Source organism: Streptomyces sp. Q6, from assembly GCF_036967205.1.
GTDB lineage: Bacteria > Actinomycetota > Actinomycetes > Streptomycetales > Streptomycetaceae > Streptomyces > Streptomyces citrinus.
In genome coordinates this window covers 5,125,366-5,143,424 of sequence record NZ_CP146022.1, presented here as the reverse complement: position 1 = coordinate 5,143,424, position 18,059 = coordinate 5,125,366, and the positions used below count along the sequence as shown (strand labels likewise).

Genomic DNA, 18,059 nt, shown 5'->3' with positions numbered 1-18,059 from the left:
AGTGCCACTATGGTGCGCCTGAGCGGTCAGCAAATGAGGACAAGGAGTGCGTGTGCAGGCCACGGCCAACCCCCGGCTGAGTGTGATCGTCCCCGTCTACAACGTCGAGCTGTACCTCGACGAGTGCCTCAGGTCCCTGGCCGCCCAGACCTTCACCGCCTTCGAGGTGGTGATGGTCGACGACGGCTCGGCCGACGGGAGCGCGGCGATCGCCGCCGAGTGGGCCGCGCGCGACCCCCGCTTCCGCCTGATATCCCAGCCGAACCGGGGCCTGGGCGCCGCCCGCAACACCGGGGTGCGCGCCATGGACCCCCGGGCCGAGTACCTGGCGTTCGTCGACAGTGACGACACCCTCCCGCCGAACGCGTACGAGCTGCTCATCGAGACGCTCGACGAGACCGGCTCGGACTTCGCCGCCGGGAACGTGACCCGCTTCAGATCCGCGGGTCACGTCCAGTCCCCGGTGCACCGCACCCCCTTCGCGACGACCCGCCTGCGCACGCACATCTCGTCGTTCCGGCCGCTGCTGACCGACCGCACCGCCTGGAACAAGGTCTACCGCCGCGCCTTCTGGGAGCGGCACGCGCTCGCGTACCCCGAGGGGATGCTCTACGAGGACGCGCCGGTCAGCATCCCCGCGCACTACCTCGCCGACTCCGTCGACGTGCTCAGCGAGCCGATCTACCACTGGCGCGAGCGCGAGATCGGCGAGCGCTCCATCACCCAGAACCGCACCGACCCGCGCGGCCTGACCGACCGGGTGCGCTCGATCCGCATGGTGCGCGACTTCCTGAGCGAGCGGATCGGCTCCGACCCGATGTACGCGGACCACCTCGCGGTCTACGACCGCAACGCCCTGTACGAGGAGATGCCGCTGTTCTGGAAGGTGCTGCCGGGCTCGGACCCGGCGTACCGGACGGCGTTCCTCGACCAGGTGGGGCGGCTCGCGCGGGACATCGGGCAGGACAAGGTCCGCGCGCTGCCCGTACCGCACAAGCTCAAGATCTATCTGACGGTGCACCGGCGCGTCGACGAGCTGATCGCGCTCCTGGAGTACGAGAAGAAGCACGGCGGTTCGATCCCGGTGGCGGGGGTGCTGCGGCCGCGCGCCGCCTACCCGTTCCTGGACGCGGCGCGGCCCGTCCCCGACTCCGTACTACGCCTGGACCACCAGGAGTTGGGGCTGCGCAGCCGGCTCGACACGGTGACGTGGGACGAGGACGGGAAGCTGCGGCTGAGCGGTTGGGCGTTCGCCCGGCAGCTGGGGGCCGAGACGCGCGGGCAGTCCCTGAAGACGCTCGTCCTGAGCGAGAAGGGCGGCCGCAAGAAGGTCGTCGTCCCGGCGCGCAGCCACTACGACCCGGAGGCCACGGTCGCCTCGGGCGCGGAGTTCCGGCACGCGGACTGGGCGGGGTTCACGGCCACCGTGAACCCGGACCGGCTCAGGCGGCGCGGCCGGTGGACCGACGGCATCTGGCATGTGCGGATCGCGGTCGGCGGCACGCGCGCGACGCCGCGCCGCGGCCCGCTGCACGGCGCCCGCACCGGCACCGGTCAGACGCCGCCCGCCCACTGGGTCTCCCCGACGTCCGCGTCGCCCCGCAGATCCAGGACGGCATCCTGCACCTGCGCGTGGAGACGGCACAGGCCCGCGCCCTCGAAGTCCGTTACGCGGACGGCGACCTGGTCGTCCGCGGTGTGCTGCGTACGGCGCCGGAGGGCCCGGCCGCCCTGCGACTGCGCTACCGCGAGGCCGGGCGGGTGCTGCTCGCGCCGCTGGACCTCGGGCTGCCGGACGCGGACGGCCGGGTGCCGTTCACGGCCCGCGTGCGGGAGACGGACCTGCGCGCGGCCCGCGACCACCACGAGCGGCTGCGCCCGACACAGGCCGAACGCTCGATCGCCCGCTGGGACACCTCGGTCCTGCTCGGGCCCGAGGACGCCGAGCGGCCCGTCCGTCTCGCCCTCGTGCTCGACGACCGCGAGGGCTACAGCGGGGCCCAGTTCCCCAACGGGGAGCGCGCGTTGTACGCGCGGCGCTCGCCGGGCGGCTACCTCCAGCTCGTCGACCAGCCCGCGCAGCCGCTGGTCGAGCGGGTCACCGCCCACGCGGACGGCACCGTCACCCTCAGCGGCAGCTACCCGGCGCCCGGTACCCACGCCCTGCGCCTGATCCTGCGCCAGACGTGGTCCGGGCACGAGTACGCGTTCCCCGCGCAGGCCGCGGACGGCACGTTCCGCGCGAACTTCACCCCGGCACCGCCGCACGCCGGGCTCCCGCTGCGCTCCGGGTTCTGGTGGCCGTCCGTGGAGCGCGCGGACGGCACCCGCAGTTCGGTGCAGCTCGCCCCGGCGGCGCAGCGGGACCTGCCCCTCGACGTGACCGCGGGCGGCAAGCGGATCGAGCTCCAGGCCCGCCAGTACGACCAGCTCGCCCTCCTCGCCCACTCGGAGCTGCGGCCCGCCGAGCGCAGCCGCCACCGCCAGACCCGGCTGCGTGAGCACGCGTACCCGCTGGCCCGTCACGAGCCGCTGCGCGACGCCGTCGTCTACGACGTGTTCGGCGGCCGCATGTACGGCGACTCGCCGCGCGCCGTCCACGAGGAACTGGTGCGCAGGGGCGAGGAGCTGGAGCACCTGTGGGTGGTGCGGGACGGGCAGTGCGAGGTGCCGCCGACCGCGCGGGCGCTGCGCGTGCACAGCCCCGAGTACTACGAGGCGATGGCCCGCTCCCGGTACATCGTGGGCAACACGCACTTCCCGAAGTGGCTGGAGCGCCGCCCCGGACAGCAGATCGTGCAGACCTGGCACGGCACCCCGCTCAAGCGCATCGGCTTCGACTTCGACAACGAGCACTTCGCGTCGACGGCGTACCTGGAGGACCTGGACCGCGAGCGCCGCCAGTGGTCGATGCTGCTGTCCCCGAACAGCTTCTCGACGCCGATCCTGCGCCGCGCCTTCCGCTACGAGGGCGACCTCGTCGAGGCCGGCTACCCGCGCAACGACGTCCTCCTCTCCCCCGACCGCGCCAAGCGTGCCGCCGAGGTCCGCGAGCGGCTCGGCCTGCCCGAGGGCAAGAAGGTCATCCTGTACGCGCCGACCTGGCGCGAGGACAAGCAGCGCCACCGGGGCGGCTTCCTCCTCGACCTGCGGATCGAACTGGACGCGGCCGAGCGGGCGTTGGGCGAGGACCATGTGCTGCTCGTCCGGCCGCACGCGCACGTCGCCGAGCCGGTGCCGGGCGCCGGCGACGGGTTCGTCCACGACGTGTCGGCGCAGGCCGGCGTCACGGACATGATGGATCTGCTGCTCGTCGCGGACGTCCTGGTCACCGACTACTCCTCGGTGATGTTCGACTTCGCGGTGACCGGCCGCCCGATGCTGTTCTTCACGTACGACCTGGAGCACTACCGGGACCGGCTGCGCGGCTTCTACTTCGACTTCGAGGAGCGGGCGCCGGGCCCGCTGCTCGCGACGTCGGACGCGCTGATCGCGGCGCTGCGGGACACCGCGGCGGCGACGGCCCCGTACGAGCGGGCGTACGCGGACTTCCGCGCGGCGTTCTGCGACCTGGACGACGGGCGGGCGGCGCGCCGCGTGGTGGACCGGATGCTGGAGAAGGGCGGGGCGTGACATGCCGAAGCTCAGCGTGATCGTGTACGGCCGGGACGTGCAGGGCCTGCTCGGGGTCTGCCTGGACAGCGTGGCCGCCCAACTCGACGACGAGGCAGAGCTGTTGACGGCCGCGGTCGGCGACGACGCGCAGGACGTCGCCGTGCGGCGGGGCGGCACCGTGGTCCCGCTGCCGGCCGGGACACCGGACGCCGCGGCGCGGGCCGCCGGGGCCGAGCGGGCCCGGGGCGAGTGGCTCTGGTTCGTGCACGCGAAGGACCGGCTGCCGGTGGGCGGGGTGCGGGCGCTGCTCGACCGGCTCGCCGAGACGCCGGACCCGGTGGACGTGGTCGTCGCCGACCACGCCCGCTCCACGTGGCGCTCCAGCGGCGGGCTCAGCCCCGACGCACGGCAGTTGACCCGGGTCGGCCGCCGCGACCTGCCGCTGGCCGAGGCGCCCGACCTGCTGCGTGTCACCCCGCTCCTCGGCAACCGCGCCCTGCGCGCCTCCTTCTGGCGGACGCACGCGCCCGAGCTCGGCGCCCTCGACGAGATGTCCGCCTCCCGCGCCGCCCTGATCCTCGCCGACCGGATCGCCTGCCTGGAGCAAGTGATCGTCGACGTACGCGAGTTGCGCCCCGAGAGTCTGCCGCCGGTGACGGCCGAGGAGCGGTACGCGCTCGTCGACGCGTACGAGAAGCTCCAGGTGCTGATGCGCGGTCGCGGGACGGCGGCCCGGCCGCGGGCCGTCCTGTACGACCTGATGGCCACGGAGACGATGCGGGTCGTGGCGCGCGAGCCGATGCCGGACGACGTGGCGCGGGAGTTCTTCCACCGCGCGTCGGCGGCGGCCGTACGCTGGGCGCCCGAGGACCACCGCAGGCCGGGCGGCCTGGAGGGGATCAGGCGCCGGCTGCTCGAAGAGGACGCGTACGCGAAGTACCGGGCGTTCCAGGCCGCGAACCACAAGCGGCGCGACCTGAAGGCCGCCGTGCGGGACCGCAAGCGGCTGGTCGGCGCGAAGGTCCGCGACCACTCCTACCGGAAGGCGCTGCGCGAGCCGATCGACCCGAACCTGGCGGTCTTCAGCGCCTATTGGGACCGCGGCGTGGCCTGCAACCCGGCCGCGATCGCCGCGAAGCTCGCCGAACTCGCCCCGCACATCCGGCCGGTCTGGGTCGTGTCGAAGGCGACCGAGCCGCTGCTCCCGCCCGGCACCGCCCGCATCGTGCCCGGCACGCGCCGCTACTGGGAGGTGATGGCCCGCGCGAAGTACCTCACCAACAACGTCAACTTCCCGAACGCGGTGGTGAAGCGCCCGGACGCGATCCACCTCCAGACCCACCACGGCACCCCGCTCAAGAAGATGGGCCTCGATCAGCTCGACTATCCGACGGCGTCGAAGGGGCTCGACTTCGACGCGCTGCTCGCGCGCGTCGACAAGTGGGACTACAGCGTCAGCGCCAACAGCCACTCCACCCGCATGTGGGAGCACGCCTACCCGGCGCGCTACACGTCCCTCGACCACGGCTATCCGCGCAACGACGTCTACTACAGCGCGAGTGCGGCGGACATCCGGGCCGTCCGCGACCGCCTCGGCATCGCGCCCGGCAAGCGGGCGGTCCTGTACGCGCCGACCCACCGGGACTACGAGGCGAACTGGAACCCGCGCCTGGACCTCGCCGCCCTCTCCGCCCGCCTCGGCGACGACACGGTGCTGCTCGTGCGCGGCCACTACTTCTACGGCGGCGCGGCGTCCCCGCTGTCCGGGCTGCGGCGCAGCGGCCACGTCATCGACGTGTCCACGTACGACCCGGTGGAGGAGCTCGCCCTGGCCTCCGACGCGCTCATCACGGACTACTCGTCCATCATGTTCGACTACGCGAACCTGGACCGGCCGATCATCAGCTACGCCGACGACTGGGAGACGTACGCGAAGACGCGCGGCGTCTACTTCGACCTGATGGCCGAGCCGCCCGGCCATGTGGCGCGCACCGAGGACGAGTTGACGGAGATCCTCGCGACCGACGCGTGGCGCGACGAGTCGTCGGCGAAGGCCCGCGCGCACTTCCGGCGCCGGTTCTGCGAGTTCGACGACGGGCACGCCGCCGAGCGGGTCGTCCGCCGCGTCTTCCTCGGCGAGCCGGAGGAGGCGCTGCCGCCGGTCGTCCCGGTCGACTCCCGCACCCCCGCCCCGACGCCCGAGGAGGCGACCCGCTGATGCCCGCGCGCACCCCCGACGTGACCGTCACGGTCATCGTCTTCAACGACGCCGAGCGCCTCCCCCGCGCCGTCGCCTCCCTCCAGGCGCAGACCCACACCGACATCGAGATCGTCATCAGCGACGACCACTCGACCGACAACACCCCGCAGGTGGCACGGGAGCTGGCCGCCGCCGATCACCGCATCACCTATCTGCGGCTGCCGGAGAACAGCGGCGGGTGCAGCGCCCCGCGCAACCGGGCGCTGGACATCGCCCGCGCCCCGTACCTGATGTTCCTCGACAGCGACGACGAACTGCCGCCCCGCGCCGTCGAGTCGCTGCTGGCCGCGCACCGCGAACGCGAGATCGACTTCGCGATGGGCGCGGTGGAGCGCGTACGGGTCGACACGGGCCGCACCTCGCTGTGGATGCCGCACCTGGTCGCCGAGCGGCGCACGGTCGACGGCATCGAGGCCGAACCCGGCCTGTTCTTCGAGCACCTGTCGACCAGCAAGATGTACGCGCGCGCCTTCCTCGACCGGCACGGCCTGCGCTTCCCCGAGGGCATCCACTACGAGGACCAGCTCTTCTCCGCGCAGGCGTACTGCCTCGCGAAGTCCTTCACGATCATCCCCGAGCCGGTCTACCGCTGGTACATCGCGCCGTACGTCGCCGAGACCGCCGCCTCCATCTCCAACCAGCGGCACAAGCTGAGCAACGTCCGCGACCGCGTCCACGTCCAGGAGCTCATCGACGACTTCCTGGCGGCGGGCGGGTACAGCGCGGCGCTGCGCGAGGCGAAGGACTACAAGTTCCTCAAGCACGACTTCCGGATGTACGCGGGCGATCTGCCGTTCCGCGACGACGCGTGGCTCACCGGGTTCGCGGACCTCATGAACCCGTACCTGGCACGGCTCGCCCCGGGCGCCTTCGCCCGGCTGCCGCGCGCCGAGCGGGTCGTCGTCCAGCTGGTGCGCGACGGACGCCTCGACGACGCGCGGCTCGCGGCGCGGGGCCTCGGCCACGGGGTCGCCCCGCGGGTCACCGTGAGCGACGCGCGGGGCGCCGTCTACTGGGGCGACCGGGTGCCCGACACCGCGGACGGGCGGCGCGAACTCGCCCTGACGGAGCTGGCGTTGGGCGAGCGCCCGTTTCCCCGGGCCCAGTTCCGGCACGAGATCCTGTCCGTCGAGCGGGGCCCCGGGCCCGCGTCGGTGGCGCTGCGCGTCCGCACGTACGACCCGGGGCTGCGGCTGCCGGTCGGCCCGCAGATCGCGTCGCTGCTCCTGTCCCCCGGCCGCAAGCGGATGACCGTACGGTTCCGGCTCGATCCGGTGCGGCCGGGGATCTTCGAGGGGCGTGTGCTGCTCGACCTGAGCACGGCACCGCTGCCTGCGCAGGGCTTCGACGGCGTCCGCCACCCGCTGCTCCAGCTCCAGGCGCAGGGCGGCCTGCGCAACACGGGACTGCTGCTCGCCCCGCTGGACTTCCCGGCGTTCACGGCCCACGTCCACCGGCACAAGGTGACCGTGGAGCCGGAGGGGCGGGGTGCCGGGCGGCTCCAGACGCGGTTCGAGCCGGTCGGCGTGACCGCGAAGGTCGTCCAGCCGCTCACCCGGCGGCTGGGACGCGGCCCGGTGGGGCGGCGGGTGCGGCGGACGGCACGGCTGGTGGCGAGCGCGACCCGCTGACGGCCCGCCCGTGCCGCCGCCCTCGCCTGCTCAGCCGAGGTCGGCCAGGTCCTCGTCCGTCAGCGTCAGCGAACCCGCCGCCACGTTCTCCTCCAGGTGCTCCGTGGACCCCGTCCCCGGGATCACCAGCGTCACCGGTGACAGGGACAGCGCCCAGGCGAGGGCGATCTGGTGGACGGTGGCGCCGTGCCGTGCCGCGACCTTCTCGATCGCCGCCGAGGAGACATCGGTCATGCCCATCCCCAGCGAGCCGAACGGCACGAAGGCGATCCCCGCGTCCGCGCACGCGGCGTGCAGTTCGGTCGCGGCCCGGTCGACCGGGTTGAAGTGGTTCTGCACGGCCGCGACGGGGGCGATCGCCCGAGCCTGCGCCAGATGCGCCGTGTCGACGTTGCTGATGCCCAGATGCCGGATCAGCCCCTCCTCGCGCAGCGCGGCGAGCGCCTCGAAGCGCTCGGCGAGCGAGTCGCCGTGCGGCACCTCCAGGGAACTGCCGATCCGCAGATAGACGAGGTCGAGCCGGTCGAGGCCGAGGTTCTCCAGGTTGGTCTCGACCTGCGCGCGCAGCTGCGCCGGGGCCGCCTCGCCCAGCGGGCCCTCGGGGCCGAAGACCGGCCCGACCTTGGTCGCGATCGTCAGGCCGTCCGCGTACGGGTGCAGGGCCTCGCGGATGAGGGTGTTGGCGCGCACCGCCCCCTCGCCGCCGCTGCGGTAGAAGTCGGCGGTGTCGATGTGGTCGACGCCGAGCTCGACGGCGCGGCGCAGCACGGCGCGGCCGGTCTCCGGGTCGCGGGCGGGGCCGGTGAAGCTGTTGCGGGGCAGGCGCATCGCGCCGAAGCCGACGCGGTGGACGGTGAGATCGCCACCGAGGCTGAGTGTCTGGATCATGGCTCCACCCTGCGCCGCCGCGGGCCCCGGTCGCGACCGGTGGCAGCAACCTGCCATGGGGCACACTGGGGTGATGGCCGAGACCGTGACCCTCCATGGCGAACAGGAAATGCTCGCCCGTACGGCACCCTTCTTCGACGCGGTGTCGCAGGAGTTCCTCGTCGCCGCCTGCGACCTCGACGCCTGGCGCGGCGTCCGGCGGACCATCGGCGCACGGACCCGGCCCCACCAGGTGCGGCGCTCCCGCAAGCTGGTCAGCCCGGCCGCCCTGGCGAACGAGGAGCACCGCGCGCATCTGCGCGAGATCGCCGACCAGGGCACGCGGATCAGGGTCGCGGCGACACCGCTGCCGCGCAGCACGATCATCCTCGACCAGCGCACGATGATCCTCACGGGCCCGCGTCAGGAGTACACGCTGACCGTCTCCCCGACGCTGGTCGGCGGGGTGTACGCGCTCTTCGAGGCGGCCTGGGAGTCGGCCACCGACCTCGCCGACCTGCTGCGCACCGAGCAGCCGGAGTTGACCCCCGCCTCCCGCCGGATCCTGCGGGCGCTCGGCTCGGGCGCCACCGACGAGACGGCCGCGCGCGAGCTCGGCATGTCCGTGCGCACGTACCGGCGCCGGGTCGCCGAGCTCCTCGACACGCTGGGCGCGGACTCCCGGTTCCAGGCGGGGCTGCGGGCCGGCGCGCTGGGCCTCACCCTCTGAGCGCCGCTTCCCCGACCTGGTACAGCACCTGCCCGCGCGGCCCCACCGCCACCTTCGCGAGGGCCGGGTCCGAGCCCGCGAGGCCCCCGTCGCTCCGGTACGCCACGACCCACTTCACGTCGTAGCGGCGCAGGACGGCGAGCCGCTCGGCCCGGGTCGAGCGCGCGGCGAAGTACGTCCGCACCGCCGCGTCACGGGCGCCCTCGTCGCCGAGGAAGAAGTCGGGATAGCCGGGGGCGACGGTGTACGGCCCGTACGCGGGGATCTGCCGGGCCGGGAACGTCTTGGCGAGGACCACGTCCCCGTACGCCGTCCAGGGCGTGATCCAGTGGTAACCCGTCCACGGTGTGCGGTACTTGGCGGCGATCGCGGCCGGGAGCGTGCCGCGCGGGACGACGTGGCCGAGCGTCCCTGACTGCGTCCACGCCCCCACGACGAGAGCGGCGGCGACCACCCCTGCGAAGGCGGTGCGTACGGCGCGGCGCGGCGCGAAGAACACCTCCAGGGCGGCAGCGACCTGCGCGGGGATCAGCACGGCGGGCAACACCCGCCCCCACGACCAGTGCCCGCTCGCCCCACCCGCCACGAACACCACGAGCCCCAGCAGGCAGAACAGCACCAGCGGGTCCCGCCGCTCACGCCGCCACCGCAGCACCAGCGCGGCCCCGCCGACCACCGCGACCAGCCAGAACCGTCCGGCCAGGTCCCGGTACAGGGGCCGGTGGATCTCCTCCAGGCCGTCGACGCCGAACAGCGAGAAGAACGGGTAGTACGGCCACCCGGCGAGCAGGACGAGGCCCAGCGCGAGCCCGCCGCCGAGCCGGAGCCAGTACGCCCGCCCCGGCCACGGCCGCACCCCCACCACCATGGCGAGGGCCCCCAACGACGCGACGACGCCGGTGAACTGGTGACTGAGCAGAATGACCGCCCACAGCGCGCCCGCACCGAGCAGGTGCCACAGCTCGGTGGCCCGCCGCAGCAGCGCCCACAGCCAGAAGGACGCGCCGAGCGCGAACGTGCTGGGGTAAGCGACCGTCAGAGCCAGGGAGTTGAGGCCGAGGAACCCGCTCCAGTTGAACAGGGCCGTGCCCCACAGCAGTACCAGGCACAGCAGCACGAGAGCGGCGACGGCGGCGCGCCGCGCCCTGCCGCCCTCCCCTCGCCCGAGCCCGCCCGCGCCCCCGCCCATGAATCCGCCGACGAAGGCCCACACGCCCGAGGCGAGCACCGCCAGCGACACGAGCGCCGCGATCCGCAGCACCACGAACACCCCGAGCCCGCTCGCCTTCGCCAGGCACCCGAGCAGCAGCGTCCACGGCGTGTAGTACGGGGACGGCGTGTCGGCGGCGACGAGCGGGTCGCCGGGGTCGAGCGGATCGTGCCGCAGCCGCTCGATCGTCGCCGCGTGCACGCCCAGGTCACCGGCCCACGGCAGGCGTACGACGACCCCGAGCAGCAGCACGAGGACGAGCAGGGCGCCGATCCGCGCGACCGCGCTACCCGTGCCGCGCATGCTGCCGATGCTGGAAGACCCACGTCCGGTAGACCAGGAAGCGGAACGCGGAGGCCAGCAGGATCGACAGGGCCTTGGCCACGTTCGAGGCGAGCGGCCCGGTCATGCCCGCGCCGTGGTAGCCCGCGTAGAACAGCGCGCTCTCCATCAGCACACCCAGGCCGCTGAAGACGAAGAAGAGCAGGATCTGGCGGCGGGTGCGGGCCGCCCGGTCGCGGTAGGCGAAGTAGCGAAAGCCCAGGTAGTTGGTGCCCATGGCGACACAGCTCGCGACGACCGTGGCCGCCATGGCGCCCGAACCCAGGCCCTGGAAGAGGAAGTTGAAGACGACGAGGTTGACGAGGACGCCGCTGCCGCCGACCACACCGAACTTCACGAGTTCGTAGGACAGGCGGCGCAGGCGCAGCAGGGCGGGGCGTGGCTGCATGTACGAGGCGACCGTCACCGTGCCCTCGCGCGCAGCTTCCACGGCATCGCGACGGACTCCAGTTGCACCATGAGGCTCATCTTCGACTCGCCGATCGTGCGGTCCTCGAAGTGGATCGGCACCTCCACGATCCCGTAACCGCGGCGCAGCGCCCGGTACTTCATCTCGACCTGGAAGCTGTAGCCGGCGCTGTCGACGGAGCCGAGGTCGATGGCGCGCAGCGCGTCCTCGCGCCACAGGTTGAAGCCGCCGGTGATGTCGCGCACCCGGGTGCCGAGGATGGTGCCCGCGTACGCGTTGGCCCAGCGGGACAGCAGGCGGCGGTGCGCGCCCCACGCGTCGGAGAGGGTGCCGCCCTGGACGTACCGGCTGCCGATGGTGACGCCGGCGCCGGTGGACAGGGCAACTCCGAGCATCTCGGCGACCTTTGACACCGGGTGGCTGCCGTCGGCGTCCATCTGGAGCACGTACCGGGCGCCGTCGGCGACGGCCCGCGACATGCCCGCCGCGTAGGCGCGGCCGAGCCCTTCCTTGCCGGCCCGGTGCAGGACGGAGATCCGCTCGGGCCCGAATCTGCGCACGTACTCCTCGGCGATGTCCCCCGTGCCGTCCGGGCTGGAGTCGTCGACGACGAGCAGCCGCAGCCCCGGCAGGTCCAGGGCCATCAGCGCCTCGGCCATTCCGGGCAGGTTCCCCGCCTCGTTGTACGTCGGCATGACGACGGTGAGCGGCGTCGCGGCCCAGTCGTGGGGCAGCGCGGCGGCGCGGCTCGTCGGCTTCGGCGACTTCGACGGCATCGGCTCTCCCTGATCAATCAGTCAGACAATCAGGTCCACTTTAGACGTAATGCCCGGTTTCAAGGCATATCCGGAGGCCATGGCGAGCGTCATGACCCGCAAAAGAAACGCGAAAGAGGGTGGGGCGCGTCGAGCCGACCGGCCCGACGCGCCCCACCCTCTCCTACGACGGTTACGAATGCGTGCGCAGCAGCGTCCGCATCGTGCGCATCGCCACCGACAGGTTCGCCAGGTCGAAGGCGTCCGAGCCCTGGATCTCCTCCAGGGTCGAGCGGGCCCGGCCCAGGATCGGCGCGTTCTTCTCCTCCCACGCCTTGAACCGCTGCTCCGGCGTCGACGTGCCGTTCCCGGCGGCCAGCACATCGGCCGTCAGCGCGGCGTGCGCCGCGTACAGGTCCTCGCGGATCGACGCGCGGGCCATCGACTGCCAGCGGTCGGCCCGCGGCAACTCGATGATCCGGTCCATGAGTTGGGTGATGGCGAGCCGGTCACCGAGGTCGTAGTACACCTCGGCGACGGCCAGCGCGTCCTTGCCCGTGCGGTCGGCGATCTGCACGATGTCGAGCGTCGGGAACGCGGACGAGAACCCGGCGACGCGCTGCGCCAGCTCCTCCGGCACCCCCGCCCCGGTCAGCTCGTCGAGGATCGACTGGTACCACTCGGCGTCGGCGCCGCGCAGCATCTTCGGCATGGCCGCCCAGACCTCGGCGACACCGGCCTTGAAGAAGTCGATCGTCTCGGCCAACTGGAGCGGCTGCGGGCGGTTGTTGAGCAGCCAGCGGGTGCCGCGCTCGACAAGTCGCCGCGAGTGCAGGCGGATCCGGGTCTGGACGTCGGCGGCGACGACATTGTCGAGCGCCTCGACGGCGTCCCACACCTCGCTCAGGCCGAAGATCTCGCGCGCGGCGAGCTGCGCCCGCACGATCTCCTCCAGGGACGCGCCCGTCTCCTCCCGCAGCCGGTGCAGGAAGGTCGAACCACCGGTGTTCACCGTGTCGTTGACCAGCACCGTCGTGATGATCTCGCGGCGCAGCGCGTGCCCGTCGATCGCGTCGCCGTACTTGTCGCGCAGCGCCTGCGGGAAGTAGGCGTGCAGCAGACGGCGCAGGTACGGGTCGTCCGGCAGCGGCGTCTGGATCAGCTCGTCGGCGGCCGTGATCTTCGTGTACGCGAGGAGGACGGCGAGCTCGGGCTGGCTCAGCCCCCGGCCGGTGTTGAGGAGCTCCTTGATCTGCCGGTCGTTCGGCAGGAACTCCAGGCCCCGGTCGAGGTGGCCCTGCTTGCCCAGGCGGCGCATGAACCGCTGGTGGGCGTGGAGCAGGGACGGCGACTGCGCCTCGGCGTTCCCGAGGGCGGTGTTCTGCGCGTAGTTGTTGCGCAGCACCAGGTGCCCGACCTCGTCGGTCATCGCGGCGAGCAGCTTGTTGCGCTGCTTGACGGTCAGGTCACCGTCGGCGACCAGACCGTTGAGCAGGATCTTGATGTTGACCTCGACGTCGGAGGTGTTCACGCCGGCGCTGTTGTCGATCGCGTCGGTGTTCACCTTGCCGCCGGTCCGCGCGAACTCGATCCGGCCGAGCTGCGTGGCGCCGAGGTTGCCGCCCTCGCCGATGATCTTGGCGCGGACGTCCTGGCCGTCGACGCGGATGGCGTCGTTGGCCTTGTCGCCGACGTCGGTGTTCGACTCGACCGACGACTTCACGTACGTACCGATGCCGCCGTTCCACAGCAGGTCGACCGGCGCCTGGAGGATGGCCTTCATCAGCTCGGCCGGCGTCATCTTCTGCTGGCCCGACTCGATGCCGAGGGCCTCGCGGATGTGCGCGTTGAGCTGGATCGCCTTGGCGGAGCGCGGGAAGACGCCGCCGCCCGCGGAGATCAGCTCCTTGTCGTACTCGGCCCACGACGAGCGCGGCAGCTCGAACATGCGGCGCCGCTCGGCGTACGAGGTGGCCGCGTCCGGCTTCGGGTCGATGAAGATGTGCCGGTGGTCGAAGGCGGCGACGAGCCGGATGTGCTCGCTCAGCAGCATCCCGTTGCCGAACACGTCACCGGACATGTCGCCGACGCCGACGACCGTGAAGTCCTCGGACTGCGAGTCGACGCCGAGCTCCCGGAAGTGCCGCTTGACGGACTCCCAGGCACCGCGCGCCGTGATGCCCATGGCCTTGTGGTCGTACCCGGCCGAGCCACCGGAGGCGAAGGCGTCCCCGAGCCAGAAGTTGTACGAGTTCGCGACCTCGTTGGCGATGTCCGAGAACGTCGCCGTGCCCTTGTCGGCCGCGACCACGAGGTACGTGTCGTCCTCGTCGTGCCGCACGACGTCGGCGGGCGGCACGACCTCACCGGCGACCAGGTTGTCGGTGATGTCGAGGAGCGCGGAGATGAAGGTCCGGTACGAGGCGACGCCCTCGGCGAGCCACGCGTCGCGGTCCACCGACGGGTCGGGGAGCTGCTTGGCGACGAACCCGCCCTTGGCGCCGACCGGCACGATGACGGTGTTCTTCACCATCTGCGCCTTGACCAGGCCGAGGATCTCCGTACGGAAGTCCTCGCGCCGGTCGGACCAGCGCAGACCGCCGCGCGCGACCTTGCCGAAGCGCAGGTGCACGCCCTCGACGCGCGGCGAGTACACCCAGATCTCGAACGCGGGCCGCGGTGCCGGCAGGTCGGGGATGGCCTGCGGGTCGAACTTCATGGAGACGTACGCGTGCGGCCTGCCGCCGCCCGCCTCCTGGAAGAAGTTGGTGCGCAGCGTCGCCTTGATGACGGTGAGGAAGGACCGCAGGATCCGGTCCTCGTCCAGGCTGGCCACCTGGTCGAGCGCGCCGTCGAGCTCTTCGAGGAGCCCGTCGGTCAGCTCGGTCCCGGCGCGCTGCCGGTCCGGCGACATCCGCGCCTCGAACAGCGACACCAGCAGGCGCGTGGTGTGGACGTTGTTGCGGAGGGTGTCCTCCATGTAGTCCTGGCTGAAGGTGGACCCGGCCTGACGCAGGTACTTGGCGTACGCGCGCAGCACCATCGCCTGACGCCAGTTCAGACCGGCGCCGAGCACCAGGGCGTTGAACCCGTCGTTCTCGGCGAGCCCGGTCCAGGTCGCGGCGAACGCCTCCTGGAAACGCTCGCGGCCGTCGGCCCCGAGGTCGTCGCCGTTGCCCGACTTCGGCAGCCGAAGCCCGAAGTCGTAGATCCACGCGGTCGTCCGGTCGGCGCAGCGCAGCTCGTACGGGCGCTCGTCGGTGACCTCGACGCCCAGGCGCTGGAGCACCGGCAGCACGGCCGACAGGGAGACGGGCGCGCCGGTCCGGTAGATCTTGAAGCGGCGCTCGCCGGGGGCCGCGCCCACCGGCTCGTACAGGGAAAGCGCGAAGTCCTTCTCGCCGCGGTTGAGCTGCTCCAGGTGGACCAGGTCGGCGACGGCGGCGCGCGGCGTGTGGTCCGCCTTGTAACCCTCGGGGAACGCGTGCCCGTAACGGCGGAGCAGTTCGGCGGCGCGCTCCTCGCCGCACTCGGCGTTCAGCGCCTCGGCGAAGCCGTCGGCCCAGGAGCGGGCGGCCTCGACGAGACGGGCCTCGATGCGGTCCTTGTCGGCGTCCGAGAGCCGCGGCAGCTCGGTGCCGGGCGCGACGCGGACGACGAAGTGCAGCCGGGCGAGGATCGACTCGGTGTTCCACGCGGTGAAGTCGACGGTCTCGCCGCCGAGCTCCTCCTTGAGGATGTCGATGATCCGCATCCGGACACCGGTGGTGTACCGGTCGCGCGGCAGGTAGACGAGGGCCGAGTAGTAGCGCCCGTACTCGTCCTTGCGCAGGTACAGGCGCAGCCGGCGCCGCTCCTGGAGGTACAGGACGGAGGTGACGATCTCGCGCAGCTCGTCGGCCGGGGTCTGGAAGAGCTCGTCGCGCGGGTACGTCTCCATGATCTGCATCAGGTCGCGGCCGTCGTGGCTGTCGGGCGTGAAGCCCGCGCCCTTGAGGACCTCGGCGACCTTGCGGCGGATGACGGGGACGCGGCGCACGGACTCCGTGTAGGCGGCGCTGGAGAACAGGCCGAGGAAGCGCCGCTCGCCGATGACGTTGCCCTCGGCGTCGAACTTCTTCACGCCGACGTAGTCGAGGTACGACGGGCGGTGCACGGTGGCGCGGCTGTTGGCCTTGGTCAGGACGAGCAGCTTGTGCTCGCGCGCCTTGGCGCGGGCGTCGGCAGGCAGCCGGTTGAAGGACGGCGAGACCGGGTGGTGGTCGTCCTCGGCGTGCTGCGGGTCGGAGCGCAGGATGCCGAGTCCGGTGCCGGGCACGGCGGCCAGCGAATCGTCGTCGGTGAGGTCGTACTCGCGGTACCCGAGGAACGTGAAGTGGTCGGCGGACAGCCAGCGCAGCAGCTCGCGCGCCTCCTCCATCTCACGGTCGCGCAGGTCGTCGGCGGTCGGCTCGCTCGGCAGCTCGTCGGCGATGCGCAGCGCCGAGTCGCGCATCTTCTCCCAGTCCTCGACGCACTCGCGTACGTCGGACAGGACGCGCAGCAGGTCGGCGGTGATCTGCTTGAGGTCGGCGCGGTCGGTCTCGCGGTCCATCTCGACGTGGATCCACGACTCGGTGAGCACGTCGTGGCCCTCGGTCGAGGACCCGGCCGGAAGCACTTCGAGGAGCTTGCCGGTCACGTCGCGCCGGACGACGACCTGCGGGTGGATGACCACGTGGATGCCGCGGCCCTGCCGGGACAGCTCGTTGGTCACGGAGTCCACGAGGAACGGCATGTCGTCGGTGACGACCTCGACGACGGAGTGGCTGCACGTCCAGCCGTTCTCCTCGACGGTCGGCGTGTGGACCTTGACGTTCGCGGTGCCCTGCGGTCGGGCCTCGGCGAGACGGTAGTGCGAGTACGCCGCTCCGAAGACGTCGACCGGGTCGCGGTCCGTGAGGTCCTCGGGTGCGGTGTGCAGGTAGTAGCGCTGGAGGAACGTGAGCACGGTGTCCCGGTCAGGAGTGCCCTCGTCCGTCGCCCCAGTCGGTAGGTGCCCCCCTACCGGGCTGTTCTCAGCTACCCGGGCGGCCCGTGCGAGCAGCTCGGCCTTGGCTTCGTCCAGCTTGGTCTGCATTGTCCTCTGGCTCCTGTCGCGCGCCGTTGCGAGACGTAGAAAAGATCGGTTCGACGTAACGCCGCGACGCGGGGTCTCCGGTCTGCGACGACGTTATGCCGGAATGAGAGAAGAGCGGACGGGAATGCGCCATTTTCAACGTACTGGCCATCCGCCGGAAACGATCAGCGTCTGAGCGCCGGGCACGGGCGCTGTGGCGTCCCGTGAGCTCCCGGCGCGGGCAGGGGGCGACGATGCCCCCGCGAGATATCGCGCTGATCACGTGCCCAGGCTATCGCCCTCCCCGGGGGAGCCGTCATGAGCCGTATGTGTACAAAACCTGGGGTCGAACTTTGACACTCTGCACAGAACCGCGGTCGGGCCCGGCCTCTTGCCAGGAGAGCGGGGGTGGCGGCACGTTGGGCAGACCAGTCCGGCGAGGGGAGTGTGTGACCCATGGCACCCAAAATCCTGATCGTCACCGGCGACGCGGCGGAGTCGCTGGAAGTGCTCTACCCGTACCAGCGGCTGCGCGAGGAGGGGTACGAGGTCCATATCGCGGCGCCCGAGGTCAAGACACTGCGGTTCGTCGTCCATGACTTCGAGCCCGGTTTCGACACCTACACGGAGAAGCCCGGCTACACGTGGCCGGCCGACGTGGCCTTCTCCGAAGTCGATCCCGGCCAGTACGCCGCTCTGGTGATCCCGGGCGGCCGGGCCCCCGAGTACCTGCGCGGCGACCCCGAGCTCCGCAAGATCGTCAAGTCCTTCTTCGACACCGACAAGCCCGTCGCCCAGATCTGCCACGGCCCGCTCCTGACCGCGTCCGTCGACGGGCTGCGCGGGCGGCGCGTCACCTCGTACCCGGCGCTCGAACCGGACATGCAGGCGGCCGGTGCCACCTTCCAGGACGCGGAGGCGGTCGTCGACGGCACCCTGGTCTCGGCCCGCGCCTGGCCGGACCACTCCGCGTGGATGCGGGAGTTCCTCACGGTGCTGCGGGCGAAGACGCCGGTGGTCTGAGGGCGGCCCGAGGGCCCGCGGGGTCCGGGCGGGCCATGAGAAGGCGGCTGCCCCGCCGACGAGGGCAGCCGCCCGGTTGTGCCGTGCTCCGGGCGTCACGGCGGAGGTCCGTTGCCACG

At 72.1% G+C, this 18,059-nt stretch carries 11 protein-coding genes; 6 read left to right on the top strand and 5 right to left on the bottom strand.

Annotated elements, in window-relative coordinates:
• Positions 1-52 precede the first annotated feature (52 nt).
• The 4 genes from V2W30_RS24060 to V2W30_RS24045 all read left to right on the top strand — a co-directional run bounded on the left by V2W30_RS24060 (position 53) and on the right by V2W30_RS24045 (position 7,506).
• The gene (locus V2W30_RS24060; RefSeq protein WP_338699640.1) at positions 53-2,173 is read left to right on the top strand and encodes a glycosyltransferase family 2 protein; all 2,121 of its coding nucleotides are present in this window, start codon (positions 53-55) and stop codon (positions 2,171-2,173) included.
• A gap of 134 nt (positions 2,174-2,307) precedes the next feature.
• On the top strand, positions 2,308-3,633 hold the full coding sequence (locus V2W30_RS24055) for a CDP-glycerol glycerophosphotransferase family protein (RefSeq protein ID WP_338703738.1): 1,326 nt from the start codon (positions 2,308-2,310) through the stop codon (positions 3,631-3,633).
• A 1-nt stretch (position 3,634) separates the two neighbouring features.
• Positions 3,635-5,833 (top strand): CDP-glycerol glycerophosphotransferase family protein, encoded by a 2,199-nt coding sequence (locus tag V2W30_RS24050; protein ID WP_338699638.1) that lies wholly within the window; start codon positions 3,635-3,637, stop codon positions 5,831-5,833.
• Positions 5,833-7,506, top strand: a complete 1,674-nt coding sequence (locus tag V2W30_RS24045; protein WP_338699636.1) for a glycosyltransferase family 2 protein — start codon at positions 5,833-5,835, stop codon at positions 7,504-7,506. The genes V2W30_RS24050 and V2W30_RS24045 overlap by 1 nt, the downstream gene beginning before the upstream one ends.
• 30 nt (positions 7,507-7,536) lie before the next feature.
• On the opposite strand, the gene V2W30_RS24040 is transcribed toward V2W30_RS24045, so the two are convergent.
• Positions 7,537-8,394, bottom strand: a complete 858-nt coding sequence (locus V2W30_RS24040; RefSeq protein WP_338699634.1) for an oxidoreductase — start codon at positions 8,392-8,394, stop codon at positions 7,537-7,539.
• A gap of 73 nt (positions 8,395-8,467) precedes the next feature.
• Here V2W30_RS24040 and V2W30_RS24035 point away from each other — a divergent pair, with 73 nt between their 5' ends.
• Positions 8,468-9,103 (top strand): DNA-binding response regulator, encoded by a 636-nt coding sequence (locus V2W30_RS24035; RefSeq protein WP_338699632.1) that lies wholly within the window; start codon positions 8,468-8,470, stop codon positions 9,101-9,103.
• On the opposite strand, the gene V2W30_RS24030 is transcribed toward V2W30_RS24035, so the two are convergent.
• The 4 genes from V2W30_RS24030 to V2W30_RS24015 form a co-directional block, all read right to left on the bottom strand.
• Positions 9,093-10,616 carry a hypothetical protein gene (locus V2W30_RS24030; RefSeq protein ID WP_338699630.1) on the bottom strand — a complete coding sequence of 508 codons (1,524 nt, stop codon included), beginning with the start codon at positions 10,614-10,616 and terminating at the stop codon, positions 9,093-9,095. The genes V2W30_RS24035 and V2W30_RS24030 overlap by 11 nt on opposite strands.
• The gene (locus tag V2W30_RS24025; protein ID WP_338699629.1) at positions 10,600-11,085 is read right to left on the bottom strand and encodes a GtrA family protein; all 486 of its coding nucleotides are present in this window, start codon (positions 11,083-11,085) and stop codon (positions 10,600-10,602) included. The genes V2W30_RS24030 and V2W30_RS24025 overlap by 17 nt, the downstream gene beginning before the upstream one ends.
• A complete protein-coding gene (locus V2W30_RS24020) occupies positions 11,058-11,840 on the bottom strand; it encodes a polyprenol monophosphomannose synthase (protein ID WP_338699628.1) in 783 nt (260 codons plus the stop codon). The genes V2W30_RS24025 and V2W30_RS24020 overlap by 28 nt, the downstream gene beginning before the upstream one ends.
• Before the next feature lie 172 nt (positions 11,841-12,012).
• On the bottom strand, positions 12,013-16,938 hold the full coding sequence (locus V2W30_RS24015) for an NAD-glutamate dehydrogenase (RefSeq protein ID WP_338699626.1): 4,926 nt from the start codon (positions 16,936-16,938) through the stop codon (positions 12,013-12,015).
• 435 nt (positions 16,939-17,373) lie between these two features.
• Between V2W30_RS24015 and V2W30_RS24010 the strand changes: the two genes are divergently transcribed.
• Entirely contained in the window at positions 17,374-17,940 is a 567-nt protein-coding gene (locus V2W30_RS24010) for a DJ-1/PfpI family protein (RefSeq protein WP_338699624.1), read from the top strand.
• The last annotated feature ends 119 nt before the right edge of the window (positions 17,941-18,059 follow it).